At 62.0% G+C, this 19,858-nt stretch carries 24 protein-coding genes and 1 other RNA gene; 11 read left to right on the top strand and 14 right to left on the bottom strand.

The features are described 5' to 3' along the window. Positions 1–41: 41 nt before the first annotated feature. A complete protein-coding gene (locus LHFGNBLO_RS10785; RefSeq protein WP_258606662.1) occupies positions 42–986 on the bottom strand; it encodes a LysR substrate-binding domain-containing protein in 945 nt (314 codons plus the stop codon). Between the two features lie 262 nt (positions 987–1,248). On the opposite strand from LHFGNBLO_RS10785, the gene LHFGNBLO_RS10780 reads away from it, so the two are divergent. Next, positions 1,249–2,295, top strand: a complete 1,047-nt coding sequence (locus LHFGNBLO_RS10780; protein ID WP_258606661.1) for a Kelch repeat-containing protein — start codon at positions 1,249–1,251, stop codon at positions 2,293–2,295. A 93-nt stretch (positions 2,296–2,388) separates the two neighbouring features. Here the strand turns inward: LHFGNBLO_RS10780 and LHFGNBLO_RS10775 are convergent, their stop codons facing one another. Next, positions 2,389–4,191: an ABC transporter transmembrane domain-containing protein gene (locus LHFGNBLO_RS10775; RefSeq protein WP_258606660.1), complete on the bottom strand. Its 1,803-nt coding sequence runs from the start codon at positions 4,189–4,191 to the stop codon at positions 2,389–2,391. Positions 4,192–4,406: 215 nt separating this feature from the next. Between LHFGNBLO_RS10775 and rpmE the strand changes: the two genes are divergently transcribed. Further along, positions 4,407–4,628 (top strand): 50S ribosomal protein L31, encoded by a 222-nt coding sequence (rpmE, locus tag LHFGNBLO_RS10770; RefSeq protein ID WP_006327661.1) that lies wholly within the window; start codon positions 4,407–4,409, stop codon positions 4,626–4,628. A gap of 54 nt (positions 4,629–4,682) precedes the next feature. On the opposite strand, the gene LHFGNBLO_RS10765 is transcribed toward rpmE, so the two are convergent. After that, positions 4,683–5,390, bottom strand: a complete 708-nt coding sequence (locus tag LHFGNBLO_RS10765) for a hypothetical protein (protein WP_258606659.1) — start codon at positions 5,388–5,390, stop codon at positions 4,683–4,685. A gap of 51 nt (positions 5,391–5,441) precedes the next feature. Here LHFGNBLO_RS10765 and LHFGNBLO_RS10760 point away from each other — a divergent pair, with 51 nt between their 5' ends. Further along, the gene (locus LHFGNBLO_RS10760) at positions 5,442–6,599 is read left to right on the top strand and encodes a helix-turn-helix domain-containing protein (protein ID WP_258606658.1); all 1,158 of its coding nucleotides are present in this window, start codon (positions 5,442–5,444) and stop codon (positions 6,597–6,599) included. Positions 6,600–6,635: 36 nt separating this feature from the next. On the opposite strand, the gene LHFGNBLO_RS10755 is transcribed toward LHFGNBLO_RS10760, so the two are convergent. Next, a complete protein-coding gene (locus tag LHFGNBLO_RS10755; RefSeq protein ID WP_258606657.1) occupies positions 6,636–7,271 on the bottom strand; it encodes a TetR/AcrR family transcriptional regulator in 636 nt (211 codons plus the stop codon). A gap of 112 nt (positions 7,272–7,383) precedes the next feature. Here LHFGNBLO_RS10755 and LHFGNBLO_RS10750 point away from each other — a divergent pair, with 112 nt between their 5' ends. Next, complete coding sequence (locus LHFGNBLO_RS10750) at positions 7,384–8,217, top strand: NAD(P)H-binding protein (RefSeq protein ID WP_258606656.1); 834 nt, start codon at positions 7,384–7,386, stop codon at positions 8,215–8,217. Position 8,218: 1 nt separating this feature from the next. Next, on the top strand, positions 8,219–8,698 hold the full coding sequence (locus LHFGNBLO_RS10745) for a DUF1772 domain-containing protein (RefSeq protein ID WP_258606655.1): 480 nt from the start codon (positions 8,219–8,221) through the stop codon (positions 8,696–8,698). Positions 8,699–8,730: 32 nt separating this feature from the next. On the opposite strand, the gene LHFGNBLO_RS10740 is transcribed toward LHFGNBLO_RS10745, so the two are convergent. The 7 genes from LHFGNBLO_RS10740 to ssrS all read right to left on the bottom strand — a co-directional run bounded on the left by LHFGNBLO_RS10740 (position 8,731) and on the right by ssrS (position 13,204). Next, positions 8,731–9,042: a SelT/SelW/SelH family protein gene (locus LHFGNBLO_RS10740; RefSeq protein ID WP_258606654.1), complete on the bottom strand. Its 312-nt coding sequence runs from the start codon at positions 9,040–9,042 to the stop codon at positions 8,731–8,733. After that, on the bottom strand, positions 9,039–9,788 hold the full coding sequence (locus LHFGNBLO_RS10735; RefSeq protein WP_258606653.1) for a YebC/PmpR family DNA-binding transcriptional regulator: 750 nt from the start codon (positions 9,786–9,788) through the stop codon (positions 9,039–9,041). Before LHFGNBLO_RS10735 ends, LHFGNBLO_RS10740 begins: the two co-directional genes overlap by 4 nt. 244 nt (positions 9,789–10,032) lie before the next feature. Next, positions 10,033–10,800, bottom strand: a complete 768-nt coding sequence (locus LHFGNBLO_RS10730) for a TerC family protein (protein ID WP_258606652.1) — start codon at positions 10,798–10,800, stop codon at positions 10,033–10,035. A gap of 76 nt (positions 10,801–10,876) precedes the next feature. After that, positions 10,877–11,701 (bottom strand): YmdB family metallophosphoesterase, encoded by an 825-nt coding sequence (locus LHFGNBLO_RS10725; RefSeq protein WP_258606651.1) that lies wholly within the window; start codon positions 11,699–11,701, stop codon positions 10,877–10,879. 55 nt (positions 11,702–11,756) lie between these two features. Beyond that, on the bottom strand, positions 11,757–12,287 hold the full coding sequence (locus LHFGNBLO_RS10720) for a DUF3592 domain-containing protein (protein ID WP_258606650.1): 531 nt from the start codon (positions 12,285–12,287) through the stop codon (positions 11,757–11,759). 78 nt (positions 12,288–12,365) lie between these two features. Continuing rightward, positions 12,366–12,950 carry a 5-formyltetrahydrofolate cyclo-ligase gene (locus LHFGNBLO_RS10715; RefSeq protein ID WP_258606649.1) on the bottom strand — a complete coding sequence of 195 codons (585 nt, stop codon included), beginning with the start codon at positions 12,948–12,950 and terminating at the stop codon, positions 12,366–12,368. Between the two features lie 98 nt (positions 12,951–13,048). After that, positions 13,049–13,204: non-coding RNA, 6S RNA (ssrS, locus tag LHFGNBLO_RS10710), on the bottom strand. Between the two features lie 171 nt (positions 13,205–13,375). Between ssrS and LHFGNBLO_RS10705 the strand changes: the two genes are divergently transcribed. The 5 genes from LHFGNBLO_RS10705 to msrB all read left to right on the top strand — a co-directional run bounded on the left by LHFGNBLO_RS10705 (position 13,376) and on the right by msrB (position 17,443). Then, the gene (locus LHFGNBLO_RS10705; protein ID WP_258606648.1) at positions 13,376–14,215 is read left to right on the top strand and encodes an AAA family ATPase; all 840 of its coding nucleotides are present in this window, start codon (positions 13,376–13,378) and stop codon (positions 14,213–14,215) included. A gap of 245 nt (positions 14,216–14,460) precedes the next feature. Continuing rightward, the gene (locus tag LHFGNBLO_RS10700) at positions 14,461–14,907 is read left to right on the top strand and encodes a GNAT family N-acetyltransferase (RefSeq protein ID WP_258606647.1); all 447 of its coding nucleotides are present in this window, start codon (positions 14,461–14,463) and stop codon (positions 14,905–14,907) included. An 8-nt stretch (positions 14,908–14,915) separates the two neighbouring features. Then, positions 14,916–16,106 (top strand): vWA domain-containing protein, encoded by a 1,191-nt coding sequence (locus tag LHFGNBLO_RS10695; protein ID WP_258606646.1) that lies wholly within the window; start codon positions 14,916–14,918, stop codon positions 16,104–16,106. A 22-nt stretch (positions 16,107–16,128) separates the two neighbouring features. Continuing rightward, positions 16,129–16,926, top strand: a complete 798-nt coding sequence (locus tag LHFGNBLO_RS10690) for an MBL fold metallo-hydrolase (protein ID WP_258606645.1) — start codon at positions 16,129–16,131, stop codon at positions 16,924–16,926. 112 nt (positions 16,927–17,038) lie between these two features. Further along, positions 17,039–17,443 carry a peptide-methionine (R)-S-oxide reductase MsrB gene (gene msrB / locus LHFGNBLO_RS10685; RefSeq protein ID WP_258606644.1) on the top strand — a complete coding sequence of 135 codons (405 nt, stop codon included), beginning with the start codon at positions 17,039–17,041 and terminating at the stop codon, positions 17,441–17,443. Between the two features lie 162 nt (positions 17,444–17,605). On the opposite strand, the gene LHFGNBLO_RS10680 is transcribed toward msrB, so the two are convergent. Then, on the bottom strand, positions 17,606–17,950 hold the full coding sequence (locus LHFGNBLO_RS10680) for a hypothetical protein (RefSeq protein WP_258606643.1): 345 nt from the start codon (positions 17,948–17,950) through the stop codon (positions 17,606–17,608). 215 nt (positions 17,951–18,165) lie between these two features. Between LHFGNBLO_RS10680 and LHFGNBLO_RS10675 the strand changes: the two genes are divergently transcribed. Further along, positions 18,166–18,675: an arsenate reductase ArsC gene (locus LHFGNBLO_RS10675; RefSeq protein WP_258606642.1), complete on the top strand. Its 510-nt coding sequence runs from the start codon at positions 18,166–18,168 to the stop codon at positions 18,673–18,675. Positions 18,676–18,755: 80 nt separating this feature from the next. Here LHFGNBLO_RS10675 and LHFGNBLO_RS10670 read toward each other — a convergent pair whose 3' ends face one another. Then, positions 18,756–19,205, bottom strand: coding sequence for a DUF4268 domain-containing protein (locus LHFGNBLO_RS10670; protein WP_258606641.1), 450 nt, complete (start codon positions 19,203–19,205; stop codon positions 18,756–18,758). 180 nt (positions 19,206–19,385) lie between these two features. Beyond that, complete coding sequence (locus LHFGNBLO_RS10665; protein WP_023800031.1) at positions 19,386–19,646, bottom strand: DUF2312 domain-containing protein; 261 nt, start codon at positions 19,644–19,646, stop codon at positions 19,386–19,388. Positions 19,647–19,858 lie beyond the last annotated feature (212 nt).

The following is a 19,858-nucleotide window of genomic DNA, read 5'->3' as shown; positions in this document are numbered from 1 at the left end:
CTTTGGAGGGCGGCGGCCCCCCAAAAGGCTGCCGCTGCCTTCTAAGATTCTGCTGCGTCTGTGGCCTTCTCGTTGCAGGCAGATATCGGTGCGGGTTTGTTCTGCTTCATGAATGTTATGAGGGCAGCAAGGGCTGCGGGAATCTGTCGGCGGCTGGGATAGTACAAGTAAATCCCGGAGATCTGGGAACCCCACCCATCGAGGACGGTCACGACGCGCCCCGACCGCAGCTCATCTTGCAAAAGAACGGTTGGCACCAAGCCGATTCCGGCGCCTCCGGCAATTGCACTGGCAACCGCACGAAGATCGTTGGCCACGACGTGCATGCCGGCAGCGGGTTCGGCCTTCTCAGCCCCCTTCTGCAGGGTCCAGGGTTGGATTGTGCCGTCCCACGGGGATCGAAGGCGAACGCACCAATGATCCACGAGTGCGCTCGGCTCGCTGGGCTCGCCATGGGCCACCAGGTAATCTTTCGCAGCAAGAAGAACTTCGTTGAAGGGGTCGGCGATCCGAACGGCGATCATATCCTTCTCGATGCGTTCTCCGACCTGAACTCCCGCATCGATGCGGTGTTCCACGAGATCAAGGTGAAGATCATCGACGAGGATTTCGAGCTCGATTTCGGGGTGCTTTGTAAGAAAGCGTCCGATAAGAGGGGCTATCAGGACGGTTGTTGCAGTCCGTGAACCTAGAATTCTCAGTCGTCCGCCCGTAGCGTTGCGGAACTTGTTCAATCCATCGAGGACACTGTCCAGTCCGCTCAATATCGGGCCTATATTGACAAGAAGCTCTTCGCCCGCCGCGGTCAACGACACGCTACGGGTGGTTCGCGTGAGCAGTCTCACGCCGAGCTTCTCTTCCAGACCCCTCAGTGTTTGGCTGAAGCTGGGTAGCGACACCCCCAATGCGGCGGCGGCCTTGGTAAAGTTCAAGTGCCGAGCTGCTTCCGCGAAGGCGATGAGCTCCCGCAGTTCTGGCTTGTGCATTTGTCCTCCTCGCTGGGTCCTGCCGTCGATTGACGGTTCGGTACATGCTCAAGCTTCTATTTCCCGACCGGTGCAGCGTGGCAGGCCGAGCTTTCTGCCAAGGGAGCTCCGGGCTGGCGAGGTTAGCATTGTTTGGCGAGTCCAAAGGGTCCATTCCGTAATCGATAATTCTCATTGTTCATACGTTCAGTTACCTCCCGTTGCGAGACGAAGGCGCTCAGGCAATTCCAGGTCGACGCTAACCGCAACCGAGGAGCTCCCGATGAAGGCGAAATTGCTGGTTTCCACAGCGGTGATCGGTCTGGCACTCAATCTTGCGCCAGCGTTCGCCCAGGAGGGCACGTGGCAGATGGGAACGCCGATGCCAGAGCCTCAGAGCGAGAATTCCAGCGCTGTAGTAGGCAATCAGTGGTTCGTCATTGGCGGTATCGACGTGCCGGAGGTTATGCCCGTTGGCACAGTTGTGATGTATGACGAAAATACCAAGATCTGGTCGAAGAGAGCGGCAATGCCTGAGCCGGCCCATCATACTGCAACGGTGGCTTTTGACGGCAAAGTCTACGTGTTCGGTGGTTTCGTCGGTGAGCCGGGCACCAAAGAATGGCAACCGACCGCTGATGCCTTTGTATACGATCCGAAGATCGACAGCTGGTCCAAGCTTCCACCTATGCCAACTGCCCGCGGAGCGGCAGCGGCTGTGGTACTCGACGGAAAAATCTACGTCATCGGCGGCGCGCATGCCCATGAGCATGGCCGCGACATGAAGGAGCCCCTTTGGGCCGACGTTCCCAACATCGTCGGCAGGACTGTTGAGGTCTACGACCCCGCATCCAGAACTTGGACAAGCCGGGCTCCCATGCAGACCGGCCGCAATCACTTTCTCGCAGCTGCTGTCGGTGGGAAGATCTATGCGATTGACGGTCGAATTGGTCTGCCCTTCGTGACCAAGAGCGACGTCACCGATCTGGTCGAGGAATACGATTCCAAATCCGATTCCTGGACCTACAAAGGCCGTTCCCCCACACCGCGGGGCGGGGTGTCGGGCAGTGCCTACGGCGGGAAGATCTATGTGACGGGTGGTGAGTACCAGGACCCGGCGGGCAAGCGCACATTCTGGGCCTTTGAGGCCTACGATCCCGCAACCGACACGTGGCAGACCCTACCGCATATGCAGATTGCCCGCCACGGCTTCGTAGCCGGTTTCATTGGCAGCGAGTTCCATGTCGCCGGTGGCTCCTTCCAGTCCGACGGCATGCCGGGGATCAATGCTCAGATGAACACTCACGAGTTCTACACCGTACCCAAGTAGTTCATTTAATGCCGATCCCGATCCGCGCTCACAGCTGTTCGTAGGGCGGTGCAAAACCTCTGGCGGCAAACGATGAAACCGCTCTGGAAATGCCTACTCGGCCGCGCCTCTGAAGGCACTCGCCCCGGTTTCGAACTGCAGCTTGGCCAGCCGCGCATAGATGCCGCCCTTGGCGACAAGGCTCTGGTGGGTGCCTTCCTCGACGATGCGGCCGCCATCCATGACCAGGATCCGGTCGGCCTTCAGCACCGTCGCCAGCCGGTGGGCGATGACGATGGTGGTGCGACCCTGCATCAGCCGTTCCAGCGCCGTCTGCACCAGCGTCTCGCTTTCGGCATCGAGCGCCGAGGTCGCCTCGTCGAGCAGCAGGATCGGCGCGTCGCGCAGGATGGCACGAGCGATCGCCACGCGCTGGCGCTGGCCGCCGGACAGCGTCACTCCGCGTTCGCCAACCTGGCTGTCATAGCCTTTTTCGAGCTTCAGGATGAATTCGTCGGCGAGCGCATCCTTGGCCGCTGCTTCGATCTCGGCCTTGCTGGCGCCCGGCCGGCCAAAGCCGATATTTTCGCGCGCGGTCGCCGCAAAGATGGTGACATCCTGCGGCACGATGGCGATGCGCGCCCGTACTGCAGCGGGATCGGCCTCGCGAACGTCGACGCCGTCGATCACGATCCTGCCGGTCTCGGGATCGTAGAAGCGCAGGATCAGCGAAAATACCGTGCTCTTGCCGGCGCCTGAGGGACCGACGATCGCCACCGTCTCGCCGGGCATGACCTGAAAACTCAGGCCATGGACGGCGGCGCGGTCGGGCCGGGCCGGATAGGAGAAGGACACGCCCTCGAAGCCGATCGCGCCCTTGGCCGTTGCCGGCAACGGCTTGGGGTTGGCTGGCGACTGGATGGCAGGCTTTTCGGCCAGGATCTCGGTCAGCCGTTCGGCGGCACCGGCCGCCTGGGCAAGTTCGCCCCACACTTCCGAGAGCGCGCCGAGCGCCCCGGCAGCGAACACCGAATAGAGCAGGAACTGGCCGAGCGTGCCCGGCGACAGCGTGCCGACAAGCACGTCGCGCGAGCCGAACCACAGCACCGCCACGACAGAGGAAAAGATCATGAAGATGGCGAAGAAGGTGAGGAAGGAGCGCGCAAAGACCGAGGCCCGCGCCGCCTCGAAGGCAGCTTCCACGGCAGCCGAAAAATGGCCCGTGACCAATCTTTCGTTGGTGAAGGCCTGCAGCGTGCGCACCGCGCCGATCTGCTCGCTTGCATAGGCTGTCGCATTGGCAAGCGTGTCCTGCGCCAGCCGCGATTTGCGTCGCACCGAGCGGCCGAAGGCGACCAGCGGCAGCACGATCAACGGGATGGCGGCGATGACCAGCCCTGACAGTTTCGGGCTGGTGACGACCATCATCGCCACAGCCCCGAGGCCGAGGATGACGTTGCGCAGCGCCACCGAGGCGGTAGCCCCGACCGCCGATTTCACCTGCGTCGTGTCGGCGGCGAGCCGCGACACGATCTCGCCTGACTGTGCCGTGTCGAAGAAGGACGGCGACAGCGTCGTGACATGGCGGAACACATCGCTGCGGATATCGGCAACGACACGCTCGCCCAGCGTGATGACGAAATAGTAGCGGCCGGCCGACGCCGCGGCGAGCACGGCGGCCATCACCACCAGCATGGCGAAATATTCGGCGATGAAGCTGGAATCGGAAGCGGAAAAGCCGTGGTCGATCATGCGCCGCACGGCGAGCGGCAGCGCCAGCGTCGTTGCCGCGGCGACGACCAGCGAGACGACAGCACCAATGACCATCTTCCGGTAGCGGGTGATGTAGGGAAACAGGCGCCGCAGCGGCTCGAGCGAGCGCCGGCGCTCGTCTGCATCGCCGCTGATGTCCGCCATGACCGTTTCCTCTGGCCCCTTTGGGTATGCGCATCAATATGCGCTTGCCGCGGCCTTGTGATTCAATTCCGGCTGATGTATAGGCTCGCCGACCGTTTTAGAAGCCGTGGCTCCTCAATAGCTGCGGCTTCGAGTTTTAAAAAGGGGCGCATCGACGCAGGCTTCACGCCCGTCCGCCGCGCCACAAGCCACGAACAGAGCCCAGGATTAGAACAATGAAGACCGACATCCATCCCGATTACCACACCATCAAGGTCGTCATGACCGACGGCACCGAGTACATGACCCGTTCGACCTGGGGCAAGGAAGGCGATACGATGAACCTCGATATCGACCCCACCACGCACCCGGCCTGGACCGGCGGCCAGCAGACCTTGCTCGACCGCGGCGGCCGCCTGTCGAAGTTCAAGAAGCGTTTCGAAGGTTTCGGCCTCTAAGCCGTATCGGCCTTTCGCAGATCAGAAAAACCCGCCCTTTAGGCGGGTTTTTTGTTAGCGGATCGTGGCGCGAACGAAGTCACCCTTGATGATAACCGACGGTTTGGCGCCGGCAGTGTTGGCGATCGAGCTGTCGACGAACGACGCCGACGCCGTGACCGAGTAGCTGATCGGCACCTGCCGGCCGAAGGACAGCGTGGCATCCAGCGCCTTGCCGGTAATCGCAATGTTCTCGTCCTGCCTGACGCTCCCGAAGGCGAGATAGACTTTCAGCGCCTCGCCCTTGAGATCGACGGTCGAAGCATGTCCGTCGAGCGAAACATCGGCCGCCTTGCCATTTATGGCGATGGCGGAGAAATTGCCTGTCATGTTGGCGCGCAGCGCCGCCTGGTCGATCGACACCGAACTCTCGGGTTGGATATTGGCGGTGATCTCGACCACGCAGTCCGAGGGATCCAGCCATGAGGACGGTGCGACGTCGATATGGAGGGTCGAAGCCTCTCGCTTCATGTCGCTGGCCGACAGGCAGTCATTGGCAAACCAGCTCGAATACCAGCTTGCAAACCAGCCTTCGCGCCGGCTCTTGATCAACGCATGATACGGTGCGGTGGTCGAAGTGGTGAGCCGGACGGAACTCGCTTCGCCGGTGATGACGACGGCGGTCACACCGGCGAGATCCAGCGCCTTCCCGGCGTCACCGGTCGTCGGCGACGCCAGGGCAATGCTGGCAAATGGCAGCAAGGCGAGAATTGCGGATTTCATTATTGTCTCCGATCATGAGTGGCGATCCCGACTGGACCGTGCGCTGTCGAAATGATCTGGAACGTCGATTTTCGCGACCTTGATCACGATCCGGGACGACCGCGAACGCAATCCAGGTCATTGTCGGTCGCTATCCGCTTCGGAACCACACTTGCGATCATGATCTTCATCCCCTTGCCCTTCGTCGTCGCGCTGCTGCTCGTCATCCTGCTCGTCCGGATGATCCGGCGCGGCGAAGCCGATCCGCGCGAAAACTTCTTCTTCCTGCTGCTGATGGCCGCCTATGCCGCGCAGTCGGTACTGATCGGATTGCGCTGGGGTTATGATCTCAGGGCCATCATGCCGTTCCAGGCGGTGCTGGCGACGCTGATCGCGCCGCTTGCCTGGGTCGCTTTCAGTGGCCTGACGAAAGAACGATCGGAACATCGCCTGACACGGCTATGGCCGCATCTGTTGCCGGCCTGCCTGGTTGCCGTGCTGCTGGTCTTCTGGCGCGAGCCGGTCGGACCTGTGATCATGCTCGTTTTCCTGTCGTATGGCCTTGCCCTTCTATGGCTTGCTCTGGCCGGCCCGGACGGTCTTGCCGAATCTCGCCTCGATGGTGTCTTGCGGTCCTACCGGGCGCTGCTGGTGACGACGCTGGCGATCCTGGCGTCGCCGGTCACCGACATCATCATCAGCCTCGACCTCGAATGGACCGGCGGCGCTCATTCTGGCGCAGTGATTGCCGCCGGCAACGTCCTGGCGCTGCTGCTGCTCGGCGGCGCGGCCGCGGTCGCCAGCGAAGCCGCCGCTGTTGACGAGGAGGACGAGGAGGCGCCGCAAACCACGCCACGGGCAACCAGCGAAGACTCCGCCGTCGCGGCGGCGGTCGACGCGCTGATGCGGTCGAAAGAGCTCTACAAGGATGTCGATCTCAACCTCGGGCGCATCGCCAGACGGCTCGGCCTGCCGGCACGGCAAGTGTCGTCGGCCGTCAACCGCATCCACGGATCGAGCGTGTCGCAATATGTCAACAACCAGCGCATCGGCGAAGCCTGTCGGCTGCTGGCAGCGAGCGATGAGCCGATCACCCGCATCATGTTCGACGCCGGCTTCCTCAGCAAATCGAACTTCAACCGCGAGTTCCTGCGCGCGACCGGGCTCAGCCCGAAGGCCTGGCGGCAACAGAATCGGCCGCTGAGCGACGCGATGCAGGCACACCCTTGACCGGTCCGGACAAGTGAGCGGCAAGGCCGGTACGATCTATGCCCCGACAAGTTCCCGCAGCGCCATGCGCTTGTAGGCGGCGACCAAGTCGTCGCCTTCCTGCCGCCCGACCGAGATCGCCAGCCGCATGGCGGCCTCGCCCATCTGCCAGATGAGAAATGCCGTCGTTTCCAGTGCCACCGGATCGGCGGCGGGCTGCAGCCGCTTCAGCACCGCGGTGAGGAATTCGGCATTGGCGCGGCTGTCGGCGAGTTCGAGTTCGCGCAGCGCCTTGTCGGCCTGCGTGCCCGACCAGATGTCGCGCATCACCGGCTCGGCCAGGAACAGTCCGTAATAGATATCGACCAGTTCGGAAAATGCCCGCCGCAGGCCTTCGGCGTCGCTGACATCGGCCAGCGCCGCGGCGATGCAGGCCTGACTCTCGGCGGTGTAGCGTTCGGCCAGTGCCCAGATGATCGCCCGCTTGTCGGGGAAGAACTGGTAGAGCGAGCCTATCGAGACACCTGCCCTTTCCGCCACTTCCCCCATACGCATGGCGTCGCTGCCTTGCTCGGCGATCAGCGCCGAGGCGGCAGCCAGCATCCGCTCGACCCGCTCGCGGCTGCGTTGCTGGCTCGGCGCCCGGCGGGGTGAAGCGACCTGCTCGTTAGCCGGCGCGATGGGGCCTTCCATGATCGCCTCCTGAAAATTTGGCCAACAAATTGGCTTGACTCGGAAAATACGAGGGTTTATCACGTTTTGCAAATGTGAGGATTACTCATATTTTTAACGAGAGGAAACCGAAATGAACAACACGACAGGAAAACCGATATTGATCCTCGGCGGCACCGGCAAGATCGGCCGCCGCCTCGCCGAGCGGCTGATGGCGCGCGGCCTGCCGGTGCGCATCGGCTCGCGCTCCGGCACTCCATCTTTCGACTGGGAAGACAACGCGACCTGGGGGCCGGCAATACAAGGCGTGGGCGCCGTCTACATCAGCTACTATCCCGATCTTTCCGTGCCTGGTGCCGCCGAAGCAGTCGGCGCTTTCGCCAAGCTTGCCGTGCAAAACGGCATCGCGCGGCTGGTGCTGCTGTCGGGACGCGGCGAAACGGAGGCCCAGCGCGCCGAAGAGATGCTGAAGGCCTCCGGTGCCGACTGGACGATCCTGCGCTGTGCCTGGTTTGCCCAGAACTTCAGCGAGAGCTTTCTGCTTGACCCCTTGCTCGAAGGCGAGGTGGCGTTGCCCGTCGGCAATGTGGGGGAACCATTCGTCGATGCCGACGACATCGCCGACGCCGCCGTGACGGCGCTCACCCAGCAAGGGCATGTCGGCCAGCTTTATGAACTGACCGGACCGCGGCTGCTGAGTTTCGCCGACGCGATCGCCGAGATCGGCAAGGCCGCTGGCCGTAACATCCGCTTCAAGCAGATTTCGCATGCCGACTTCGCCGCCGCGATCGAAGCGCACGAGCTACCGGCCGAGTTTGCCTGGCTGCTCAACGAGCTGTTTACCGAGGTGCTCGACGGCCGCAATGAGGCGCTGACCGACGGCGTCCAGCGTGTGCTCGGCCGCGCGCCAAAAGACTTTTCCGACTATACAACCGAAACCGCCGCTTCCGGCATCTGGAGCAACTGACATGATCGCGAAACTTCTCCCCACCCTCATCTTCGTCGCCGCAATTGGCTCGGGCATCGTTGGCGGCGTTTTCTTCGCATTTTCCAATTTTATCATGTCGGGGCTGGCGCGCCTGCCTGCCGCAGGCGGCATCGCCGCCATGAATTCGATCAACATCACCGTCATTTCGCCGATGTTCATGACCGCGCTGTTTGGCACCGGGTTGATCTGCCTCGTCCTCGCCGTCAGCGCTATCATTGGCTGGAGCCAACCGGGCTCGCTCTGGCTTCTCGCCGGCGCCCTGATCTATGTCATCGGCAACCCGATCGTCACCATGGCCTTCAACGTGCCGCTCAACGATGCATTGGCCGCCGTCGATCCGGCCAGCGCAAACGGCGCCACTGTCTGGACCACCTATCTCAAGGACTGGGTGATGTGGAACCATGTCCGCACCATCACCGCCATCGTGGCGCTGGGCTGCTTCATTTTCGCGTGGCAGTGAATATGACCGATGAAAGCAAAAGACCCCGCTGCTTACGCGGGGTCTTTTGATTTATGGCCCTTGCGGTCGGCATGGCCGAGATCGCGGTCCGGATCGATGACGTCGCGGACCAATTGCTTGAGTTTCGCGGCATCAGGAAAGCCGCCGTCGCGCTTGCGGTCCCAGACCAGCGTGTCGTTGCAGCTGATGGTGAAGATGCCGCCGGTGCCGGGCACCAGCGTGACCTCGCCCAGATCGGTACCGAAGGTGGAGAGCAGTTCCTGCGCCATCCAGCCGGCCCGCAACAACCACTGGCACTGCGTGCAATAGGTGATGCGGATGGTGGGCAGTGGCTCTCCGCTCATGCCGCGCTGAGCTTCGCCATGGTCTCGTCGTCGACCTCGAAATTGGCGTAGACGCTCTGCACGTCGTCGTCGTCTTCGAGCGTGGCAACCAGCTTCATCAGCGACTGTGCCCGCTCCTCGTCGACCGCGATGTTGGTCTGCGGCTTCCAGATCGGCTTCACCGATTCCGCCTCGCCGAGCGCGCCTTCCAGCGCCTTCGACACCTCGCCGAGATTCTCGAAGGCACAATAGATCGTGTGGCCTTCCTCGTCGGACTGCACGTCGTCGGCGCCGGCTTCGATAGCCGCGTCCATGACCTTCTCGGCGCTGCCGGCCGAGGCCGGATAATAGATCTCGCCGGCGCGGTCCCACATGAACGACACCGAGCCGGTTTCGCCCATCGCCCCACCGGCCTTGGTGAAGGCGGCGCGCACATTCGAGGCCGAACGGTTGCGGTTGTCGGTCAGGGCTTCGACGATGACGGCGACGCCACCTGGACCATAGCCCTCATAACGCACGGCTTCGTAGTTTTCGGCATCACCCATCGAGGCCTTGTTGATGGCGCGCTGGATGTTGTCCTTCGGCATCGACACCGCCTTGGCGTTCTGCACGGCAAGGCGCAGGCGCGGGTTCATCGATGGATCGGGCGTCCCGCTCTTGGCGGCGACGGTGATTTCGCGCGCCAGCTTGGAAAACATTTTCGACCGCACCGCGTCCTGCCGGCCCTTGCGGTGCATGATGTTCTTGAACTGTGAATGGCCAGCCATGGCACCCCTGTCGTCTTCTCGGCTAGAGCAGCTTGCGGCCAGGCGGAATCACCCGGCGTTCTGCAAATGCTCGAATTCAAAATCTAGAACGTCCCTGATGCGTCCGGATGGACGCACGGCGCTCAAGTTGGAATGGCCGGCTTATAAATAAATCGGCTCAATTCGTCCAGCCGCGCCGTGTATGCGCTGCGGGCGTGCAGGATCGCCGCTTTTCATGCGGAGTCGACAGGCTGCCATGCCGAGGTCAGTGGCGGCCGCCAGGCTTTGGCTTCTTGCGGCGCCGCGTCAGCATGTTGAGCCCCTCGACCAGCGCCGAAAAACCCATGGCGGCGTAGATGTAGCCCTTGGGCACATGGTAACCCATGCCGTCGGCAATCAGCGTCATGCCGATCATCAGCAGGAAGCCCAGCGCCAGCATGACGATCGTCGGGTTCTTGGCGATGAAATTGGCTAGCGGCGCGGCCGCCAGCATCATCACGCTCACAGCCACGATCACCGCGATGTACATGATGGCGATCTCGTCGGTCATGCCGACCGCGGTGATGATCGAATCGATCGAGAAGACGAGGTCGAGCAGCAGGATCTGGAAGATGGCGCCGGCCAGCGAAAGCTGCAGCGTCTCGCCCATCATCGAATCCTGATGATCGTCGAGGTCGACCGTATGGTGGATTTCCTTGGTCGCTTTCCAGACAAGGAACAGGCCGCCGGCGATCAGGATCAGGTCGCGCCAGGAGAAGCCATGACCGAAGGCGGTGAACAACGGCGTCGTCAGCTGGACGATGATCGAGATGGTGGCAAGCAGCACCAGCCGCATGATCAGCGCCGCCGAGATGCCCAGCTTCCGGGCGCGGGCCCGCTGCGCTTCCGGCAATTTGTTGGTGAGGATAGAAATGAAGATCAGATTGTCGATACCGAGAACGATCTCCAGCACCACCAGCGTCAGCAACGCGACCCAGGCGGTCGGGTCATAGACGAAGGCGAAATAAGGCGCCAGAAACTCGATCAACTGCATTACGTCGTCCCCCGATGGCGTATCAATTTACATCAATGTCGCCGGCAGTTAGGTACTGCGCGCGCCCATATCAATGTCACGACCAGAAGGAAGGTGCCGTTTCCTCCAGCCGTGGCCCGCGGCGAAACGGCGCGATCTTCTCGGCAAGTCCGGTACGGTCGGAAATCTCGACACCAACGCCGCACAATGTCGCCGGTCCGGTCGCCGCCTCGAAACGCCCTTTCGGCACCTTTGACAGAAACCGGTTGAGCGGCTCTTCCTTGTCCATGCCGAGCGAGGAATCATAGTCGCCGCACATGCCGGAGTCGGACATATAGCCGGTGCCGCCATTGAGGATCTGGTGATCGCCTGTCGGCTGGTGGGTGTGGGTGCCGACGACGAGGCTGGCGCGGCCGTCGACGAAATGCGCAAAGCACATTTTCTCCGAGGTCGCCTCGGCATGGAAGTCGATGACCACCGCATCGGCCTGCTCGCCGAGCGGGCAGGCCGCCAGTTCGCGCTCGCCGGCCTGGAACGGATCGTCGAGTTCGGGATGCATGAACACCCGGCCCATGATGTTGGCGACCAGCACGCGCGCGCCGTTTTTGGCGATGTAGACGCCGGAGCCACGCCCCGGCGTCCCCTTGGGGAAATTGGACGGGCGCAAGAATCGCTCCTCGCGCGGCGCGAAAACCAGCGCGTCGCGCTGATCCCAGACATGGTTGCCGGTGGTGACGACATCGGCGCCGGCCGCAATCGTGTCGCGAAAGATCTCTTCGGTTATGCCGAAACCGCCGGCGGCGTTCTCGCCATTGACGACAACGAAATCGAGTTTGAAGTCCGAGATCAGCCCGGGAAGCTGTTCCCACACCGCTGTGCGTCCCGATTTGCCAACCATGTCGCCGAGGAAGAGAAGTCTCATGCTCCACTTCTATCCAGAGCCATGGACTATAGGCAAGCGGGTACCGCGATTGGTTCTAACGCCGGCCGAAAGTGGCGCGCTGCTGTTCGGACGGCTTTGCGCTCGCACCGGCACCGCGAACGGGCGATGGCGTCATAGGCGACGTGGACGGCGGGTTCCGTCCGCGTAGCCAGAAGAACCAGACATAGAAGGCGACGAAACCGCCGGTCGCGGCAAGCAGCAACAGTCCGCCGCGCCAGCCTTTCATGGCGGCGGTATCGAGGTTCGATGGATCGGCGGGGTCATAGTACAATTCTATCCTGTCGCCTTTGGACGCCTTGTAAAGACCGATATTTTTTCCCTTTCCGGACCAGGTCATCGGCGCGTCGTTGACCATGTAGGTGACGGCGACATTGATGCCGTCTGTGGTCAGGCCGTTCTCCTGCGTGTCAGTGTAGGGATTGGCATCCGTCACGGTGGCGACCGTCTGATGCCAGGCGATTTTGTGATGCAGGGAGGTTCCGATGATGTGCAGCCCCATAGCGAACAGCACTACCGCGATCAGAGCGAACGGCATCAGGAGGAAACGCATAAAGACAAAAGCCATGGCCGCCATCGACTCGGATTGTATTGCAGAAATACTGTCCGATAGACCTTAGAAACGCGTTAAGCCGATCGGAATCTTTCAAGGGATATCGAAGCGTCGCAACCCGCTTTCGGTGAGTATTTCCTGAATGACCACGTCATGCGGCTCGTCAGGCACCAGCGCCACCTCCTGGCAATCGAAGGCGATGCCGATCAGCCGCGGCGGCTGCCCCTTGTCCACCAGCCTGGCGATCGCACGGTCGTAATAGCCGGCGCCATATCCGATGCGGTGGCCGCGCGCGTCGAAGGCGGCGAGCGGCACCAGCATCACCGCGGGATCGAGCACCTCGGCTTCTTCATGCGGCCCGACGGTGCCGAAGCCCATCTCGACCATCGGCGCGCCGCGCACCAGTTCGCGAAAGACGATGGTGCTCTTGTCGAGAATGGCCGGCAGGCAAAGCCTTGCCCCTTGCTCGCGCAAGGCGAACATCAGCGGCCGCACGTCGACCTCCGAGCGCATCGGCCAGAAGCCGGACACGATCTGGCCCGGCTCGACCGCTAGATGATCGCGCGCCGTCTCGGCCATTTCGAGCGCCGCCTCCACCCGCCAGAACGCATCCAGCGCATCGCGGCGGCCGAGTGCTTCCTTGCGGAGGTGTTTTTTGAGTTCTTTTGGAGAGGTCATGGAGCCAAGGTAGAAAAGGTCGGATTTGAACGGAGGGGCAGGAACGACGTTTTCTACCGCATGATCCACCGAAATGTCAGTGGATGCTTGACCTTGAGTGACGATCCACACAACCGGTGGAGAGAGCGATCCCGGGAACCTACAAAGTAGGTGGGCGCCGTATGAGAAAACCCACGGGTCTTCCCAGGGACAGCTCCCTAGGGATCATTAAGGCCCCGGGGAAAATGTTCTCCTGCCGGGAAGCGCAGACCGTCACACCCAATATAGGCCGATGGTCGGCCAAGCGCCAGTGAGACAGGCATGCAAGGCGGCTTTATTCGCAACACGACCCTGCCACCCGAGCCCACGCCGAGCTCGCGACATCGGCGCGCCTTGCGCTGGCCAGTTCGCCTCCTTACGGTTGCCATAGTAACCAGGGAGCAAAAATGCGTTTCGAAGGCACGGCGGCCTACGTCGCCGACAAGGATCTGATGGTGGCTGTCAACGCGGCGATCGCACTGGAGCGGCCATTGCTGGTCAAGGGCGAGCCGGGTACCGGCAAGACCGAACTTGCAAGGCAGGTTGCAGCCGCACTTGGCCTCGACCTGATCGAATGGCACGTCAAGTCGACCACCAGGGCAAAGCAGGGCCTCTACGAATATGACGCCGTTTCGCGACTGCGCGACAGCCAGCTCGGCGATATCAGATTCAACGATATCAGGAACTACATCAAGCGCGGCAAGCTGTGGGAGGCCTTCGCCGCCGGCAAGAAGGTCGTGCTTCTGATCGACGAGATCGACAAGGCCGACATCGAATTTCCCAACGACCTGCTGCAGGAACTCGATAGGATGGAGTTCTTCGTCTACGAGACCGGCGAGACCATTCGCGCCGCGGTCAGGCCGATCGTCATCATCACCTCCAACAATGAAAAGGAGCTGCCGGACGCTTTCCTGCGCCGATGCTTCTTCCACTACATCCGCTTTCCCGACGTCGAGACACTGCACAAAATCGTCGAAGTCCACTATCCCGGCATCAAGCACAGCCTGGTGCGCGCGGCACTCACCCAGTTCTACGAGATCCGCGATGTTCCGGGGCTGAAGAAGAAGCCTTCGACCTCCGAAGCGCTCGACTGGATCAGGCTGCTGGTCGCCGACGACATCGCGCCGGAGGATCTGCGCGCCGACCCGAAGAATGCATTGCCCAAGCTTCATGGTGCGCTGCTGAAGAACGAACAGGACGTGCATCTGTTCGAGCGGCTGGCCTTTATGGCGAGAAGGCAGGGGTGAGGAGCGATCCGCGCAGCGGACGAAAGCCAACGATTTGGCTTTTCGGGCGACGAACGGTGAAGGCCCGGTCCGCCTTCGGGCGGATCGAAAGGTCCAGTGGACCTTTTCGAAGGGACTGAACGCCCGAAGGGCAGGGAGCCATAGCGAAGGGCCGGCCGGCCGGACAGCGGTTATCCCCTCGCTGGACCGTTGCCGCCAGGCCGCCACTGGAGCAGCTTCGGGGACGAAGCTTCGGAGGAAAATAAATGACCGAGATCACTGTCCGCCCATTGGCACAGTCCGACCATGCCGACTGGCAGCGCCTATGGACCGCTTACCTCACCTTCTATGAGACCAAGCTGCCGGAAGAGGTCTATGCCGTCACCTGGAAGCGGCTCTTCACGGCGGGCGAGTTCGAGCCGAAAGGCTTCATCGCCACCCTCGACGGCAAGGCCGTCGGCCTGACGCACTATCTCTATCACCGCTCCTGCTGGTCGCAGATAAACAACTGCTATTTGCAGGACCTGTTCGCCGACCCGGATGTGCGCGGCAAGGGCGTTGGTGCGGCTCTGATCGAGGCGGTGAAGCAGGAAGCCGGCAGGATCGGCGTCAAGAACGTCTACTGGATGACGCACGAGACCAACGCCACCGCGCGCAAGCTCTATGACTATGTGGCCCGGCGGACCGGCTTCATCGAGTATGATTTGTTGTAGATAGCGCGATGTTCATCCCCTTCTTCCTGGAACTGAAAGCTGCACGGGTCCCAGTTTCGCTGCGGGAATACCTGTCGCTGTTGGAAGGGCTGGAAGCCGGGCTGGTCGATTATGACGTCGAGGGTTTCTACTACCTCGCCCGCACCGCCCTGGTGAAGGACGAGCGCCATATCGACCGTTTCGACCAGGTGTTTGCGCACGTCTTCAAGGGCGTCGAGGCTTTGGCCGGGCCAGATGCGGTGGATATCGAGAACCTCCCGGAAGAATGGCTGCGCCGCTTGGCCGAAAAGCATTTGACCGACGACGAAAAAAAGCTGGTCGAAGCGCTTGGCGGTTTCGAAAAGCTGATGGAGACGCTGAAGAAACGGCTGGAGGAGCAGAAGGGCCGCCACCAGGGCGGCTCGAAATGGATCGGCACCGGCGGCACCTCGCCCTTCGGCGCCTATGGCTACAACCCCGAAGGCGTGCGCATCGGCCAGCATGAAAGCCGCAACCGCCGCGCGGTCAAGGTCTGGGACAGACGCGAGTTCAAGAATTTCGACGATGCCGTCGAGCTCGGCACTCGCAACATCAAGATCGCGCTGAAGCGCCTGCGCCGCTGGGTGCGCGAGGGCGCCGAGGAGGAGTTCGACCTGCCCGGCACCATCCAAGCCACCGCCGAGCACGGCTATCTCGACGTGCAGACGCGGCCGGAGCGGCGCAACGCCGTGAAGCTTTTGATGTTCTTCGATGTCGGCGGTTCGATGGACGATCATATCAGAAGCGTCGAGGAACTGTTTTCAGCCGCTCGCGCCGAGTTCCGCCAGCTCGAATACTTTTATTTCCACAACTGCCTCTACGAGGGCGTGTGGAAGGACAATCGCCGCCGCCTTGCGGAGGTCATCCCGACCTTCGACCTGCTCCACAAATACGGACCGGACTACAAGGTGATCGTCGTCGGCGACGCCTCAATGAGCCCTTACGAGCTCGCGCATGCCGGCGGTTCGGTCGAGCACTGGAACCCGGAGGCGGGCGCCGTCTGGCTGGCTCGCCTGCTGCAGCAATGGCCGAACGCGGTTTGGCTCAATCCGGAAAACCCTGAGAACTGGGGCTTTACCCATTCGATCGCCATGATCCGCGATATCTTCGGCGGTCGCATGTTTCCGCTGACCCTCGCCGGGCTGGAAGGTGCCACCAGGCAATTGTCGCGCAAGCATTGAATCGGCAAAAACGAGAAACCGCATGACCTGTTTCCTCTGCCTGCAATGTGGTGTCCAGTTCGCTCCGACCGAAGCGCCGCCGCACGACTGCCCGGTCTGCGAGGACGAGCGGCAATTTGTGCGCTGGGAGGGCCAGGCCTGGATCACGCCGCAAGAACTTGCCGCCGGGCATCGGCTTGTGATGAAGGACGATGCCGGCGTGCTCGCCCTCGGTATCGAGCCGCGCTTCGCCATCGGCCAGCGGGCGTTGCTGGCGCAGACGCCGGATGGCAATGTGCTGTGGGACTGCGTCTCGATGGTGACCGACGAGGCGGTAGCCGAGATCAACCGCCGAGGCGGCCTGGCGGCGATCGCCATCTCGCACTGCCACTTCTACTCGGCGATGGTCGAGTGGAGCGAGGCGCTTGGCGGTGTGCCGATCTATCTCCATGCTGACGACCGCCAGTGGATCATGCGGCCGCACCCGGCGATCATAAATTGGGAAGGCGAAACGCGCACTATCAACCCTTCGCTGACACTCATCCGCTGCGGCGGCCACTTTGCCGGCGGCCAAGTGTTGCACTGGAAGCGCAGCGGCGGCAACGCCGTGCTGTCCGGCGATATCCTGCAAGTGACGCCCACGCGTCGCCATGTCAGCTTCATGTACAGCTACCCGAACCACATTCCGCTCAACGCAGCAGCCGTGCGCCGCATCGCGGCTGCGCTGGAGCCGTTCGCATTCGACGACATCCACGGCGCATGGTGGCACCAGAACATCATCGGCGGCGCGAAAGCGGCATTCGCCACTTCGGTCGCGCGCTATCTCGCGGCGATTGCCTGAGAAGCCTTATGCGGCGCGATCGAAAATTCGGGCAAAACCCGTAACAAATGCCTATCTTGGTGCGAATATGAGGTTGCAATCAACAACGAGCCGGCAAGGCTGAGGAGATCAAATGGACACCCACACCTACCCTGTCACCCGCACCGATGCCGAATGGCGCGACCGGCTGACGCCAGAGCAATATGCTGTCATGCGCAACCATGGCACCGAGCGGCCGGGAAGCTGCGCACTGCTCTACGAGAAGCGCGCCGGCACCTTTTCCTGCGTCGGCTGCGATCAGCCCTTGTTTGAATCCAAGCTGAAATTCGAGAGCGGCACGGGCTGGCCAAGTTTCAACGATCCGGTCCCGGGTTCGGTCGAGAACACGGTCGATCGTAGCTACGGCATGGTCCGCACCGAATGCCACTGCGCCCGCTGCGGCAGCCATCTCGGCCACGTCTTCGACGACGGCCCGCCCCCGACCGGCCTGCGCTATTGCATCAACGGCGTGGCGCTCAAATTCGAGCCGGCGGCTTAGGAGCAATCCAGGAAAAGTGTGCAACGGTTTTCCGTCGGGAATTGCGCAAAAACAAAGAGCCGAAATTTGAGCGCTGGATCATCGTAGAAAGGGCGGCTGCGGCCGCCCTTTTTGTTTTGCGGGAAGGAAACACGACAAGCGATATGCGCCGTGTGTGCGCAGTCAGACCACGACCACCAGGATCAGCCACAATGTGGCGCCAAGCGTCATCAGCGTGGCCTTGGCGCCACGGACCTTTTCGGTGGTTCGCCAGACGGCGAGCGTGAGAAAGATGTTGTAAGGCACCGGCGCGAAATGCACCGCCAGAGCAACGCCGAGCGGCAGCTTCAGCCCGAGCAGGATGAGCGCGACTACCGACGCCGAGATGTTGATCGCCGTGCCGACAAGGACCAGATCATGCCAGAATAGCCGATCGAGCGGCACCGCGCCTTGCCAGCGCGCGCGAAAGAAGCCTGCCGCACGGCTTGCCTTGTCGCCTTCGCCTTCGAGGGGTTTTGGAGCATTCATCGGCACGGCCCTCCCTCATTCGCCAGATGCAGAAACGTCAAACGCGGCAAACCTGTCAACGGCAAGCGATCATTGGACTGAATGACTTGGCAGATTGTCATCAAACGGTCGCGAAACCTTTCTACTTCGCCCTTGTCGACATTTTTGGCAAAGCGGCGGCGTCCTGCCGGGATCTGCCGCCCAGTCATCCAGTCACCTGCAAGGGAGGTCTTGAGATGAACGACAATTTCTACAACGTCCTGTTTCTCTGCAATGCCAATGCTGCGCGCTCCATCATGGGGGAAGCCATCCTCAATCGGATCGGCACCGGCAGGTTCAAGGCCTTTTCCGCCGGTTCGCAACCGAAGGGCACGGTCAATCCCTATGCGCTGCAGCTGCTCGAAAGCCTCAAATACGATACCGGCTTCGCACGATCGAAAGGCTGGGACGAGTTCGCCGAGCCGGACGCACCGGAAATGAACTTCGTCTTCACGCTTTGCGATAGCACCGCCAATGAAACCTGTCCGGTCTGGCCTGGCCATCCGATGACCGCGCTCTGGTCGGTACCGGACCCGTCCAAGGCAGACGGCACCGAGGCCGAGCAGCACCTTGCCTTCGCCGATGCCTATCGCATGCTCAACAACCGCATCTCGCTGTTCGTCAATCTGCCGATGGATGCGCTCGACCATCTGGCGCTGCAACACCATCTCGACGAGATCGGTCGCGACGAGCCGAAGCCGAACTAAGGACCTCCGCCCGATTGGCCGATGCCGGGACGACCCGCTGACAAAGGCTGGCGAGGGCGAAAAGCAGCCGCCCCGCGAATTCATGAACCGGCTTCGCCACCCAGAACCTCGGCAACGGCGCGCTCGAAACGTGAGCATTCCGTCACCAGCCAGTCGGCCATCGCCGGCCAGTTGTCCTCGGCAAAACAGTTCACCCGCCACATCGAATTGATGCCGAGGCCCTCGCAACTCTGTTCCGGCCTTAGCTTCAGCCTGTCTTCGATCGCCGGTTGAAACGGCTTCAGCCGTGACCAGGCTTGCGTGGCGCCGAACTTCTCGTTGCGGCCGAAGAAGACGCCGACATGGTTCTGCGCCGGCGCGACATACATGGAAAGAACCAATGCGAAGTCGGGCATCCCGCGCTGCCAGAACCAGGGTCCGCGCCTCGCCATCAGGGCTCTTTCTTCCGGATGCCGTTCCGCGAACAGCGTCCAGAAGCTGCGTTGGCGGAATTCAGAGGCGCGGCGGGCGCCAAAGTCGAATTCGCTCATCGTTCGATGCCCGCTCCAGCATCACGCTCGGCCCGAGACTGTTTCGAAATTCGCTCCGGCGAGTCATATGGTGGTGGTTTCGAGAACCGGAGCGCAGCGGACTTTTGGGTCCGTCCGTGAGCACCGGAAGCGCAGAAAACGCCATCAGATGGCCGCCGGAGTAGAATTTCCAGACGGTCTCTAAACCATGCCGAGCGCGGCCTTGTACAGATCAAGGATGGTTTCCTCTTCCTGCCGTTCGGCCTGGTCCTTCTTGCGCAGCCGGATGATCGACCGCATCGCCTTGGTGTCGAAGCCGGTGCCCTTGGCCTCGGCGAACACTTCCTTGATGTCGTCGGCGATGGTCTTCTTCTCTTCCTCGAGCCGCTCGATGCGCTCGATGAAGGCGCGCAACTGGCCGGCGGCAACAGTCTGGCTGGTCTCGGTGATGTCGTCGGCCATTTTTCTCTCCGCGTCGTTTGGCTACCGGCGACTCGCAAAGGCGGCCGGCAAATTGGAGCGGGTTCGATGCCCGAGCAGGCGCGGCGGGTCAAGCCATTTATCGGTGCGGCATGGAGGGCTGGGCACGCCCTAAGGTGTGTTGAGATTCAGGTCAGGCCGAGCCGAGGAGCGGAGCGTACTTGAAGTACGTGAGCACCGGAAGCGCAGGAAGC

Origin of the sequence: Mesorhizobium sp. AR10 (genome assembly GCF_024746795.1) — a bacterium.
In the GTDB taxonomy this organism is placed as follows: Bacteria; Pseudomonadota; Alphaproteobacteria; order Rhizobiales; family Rhizobiaceae; genus Mesorhizobium.
This window is presented reverse-complemented; position numbering and strand designations above follow the sequence as displayed.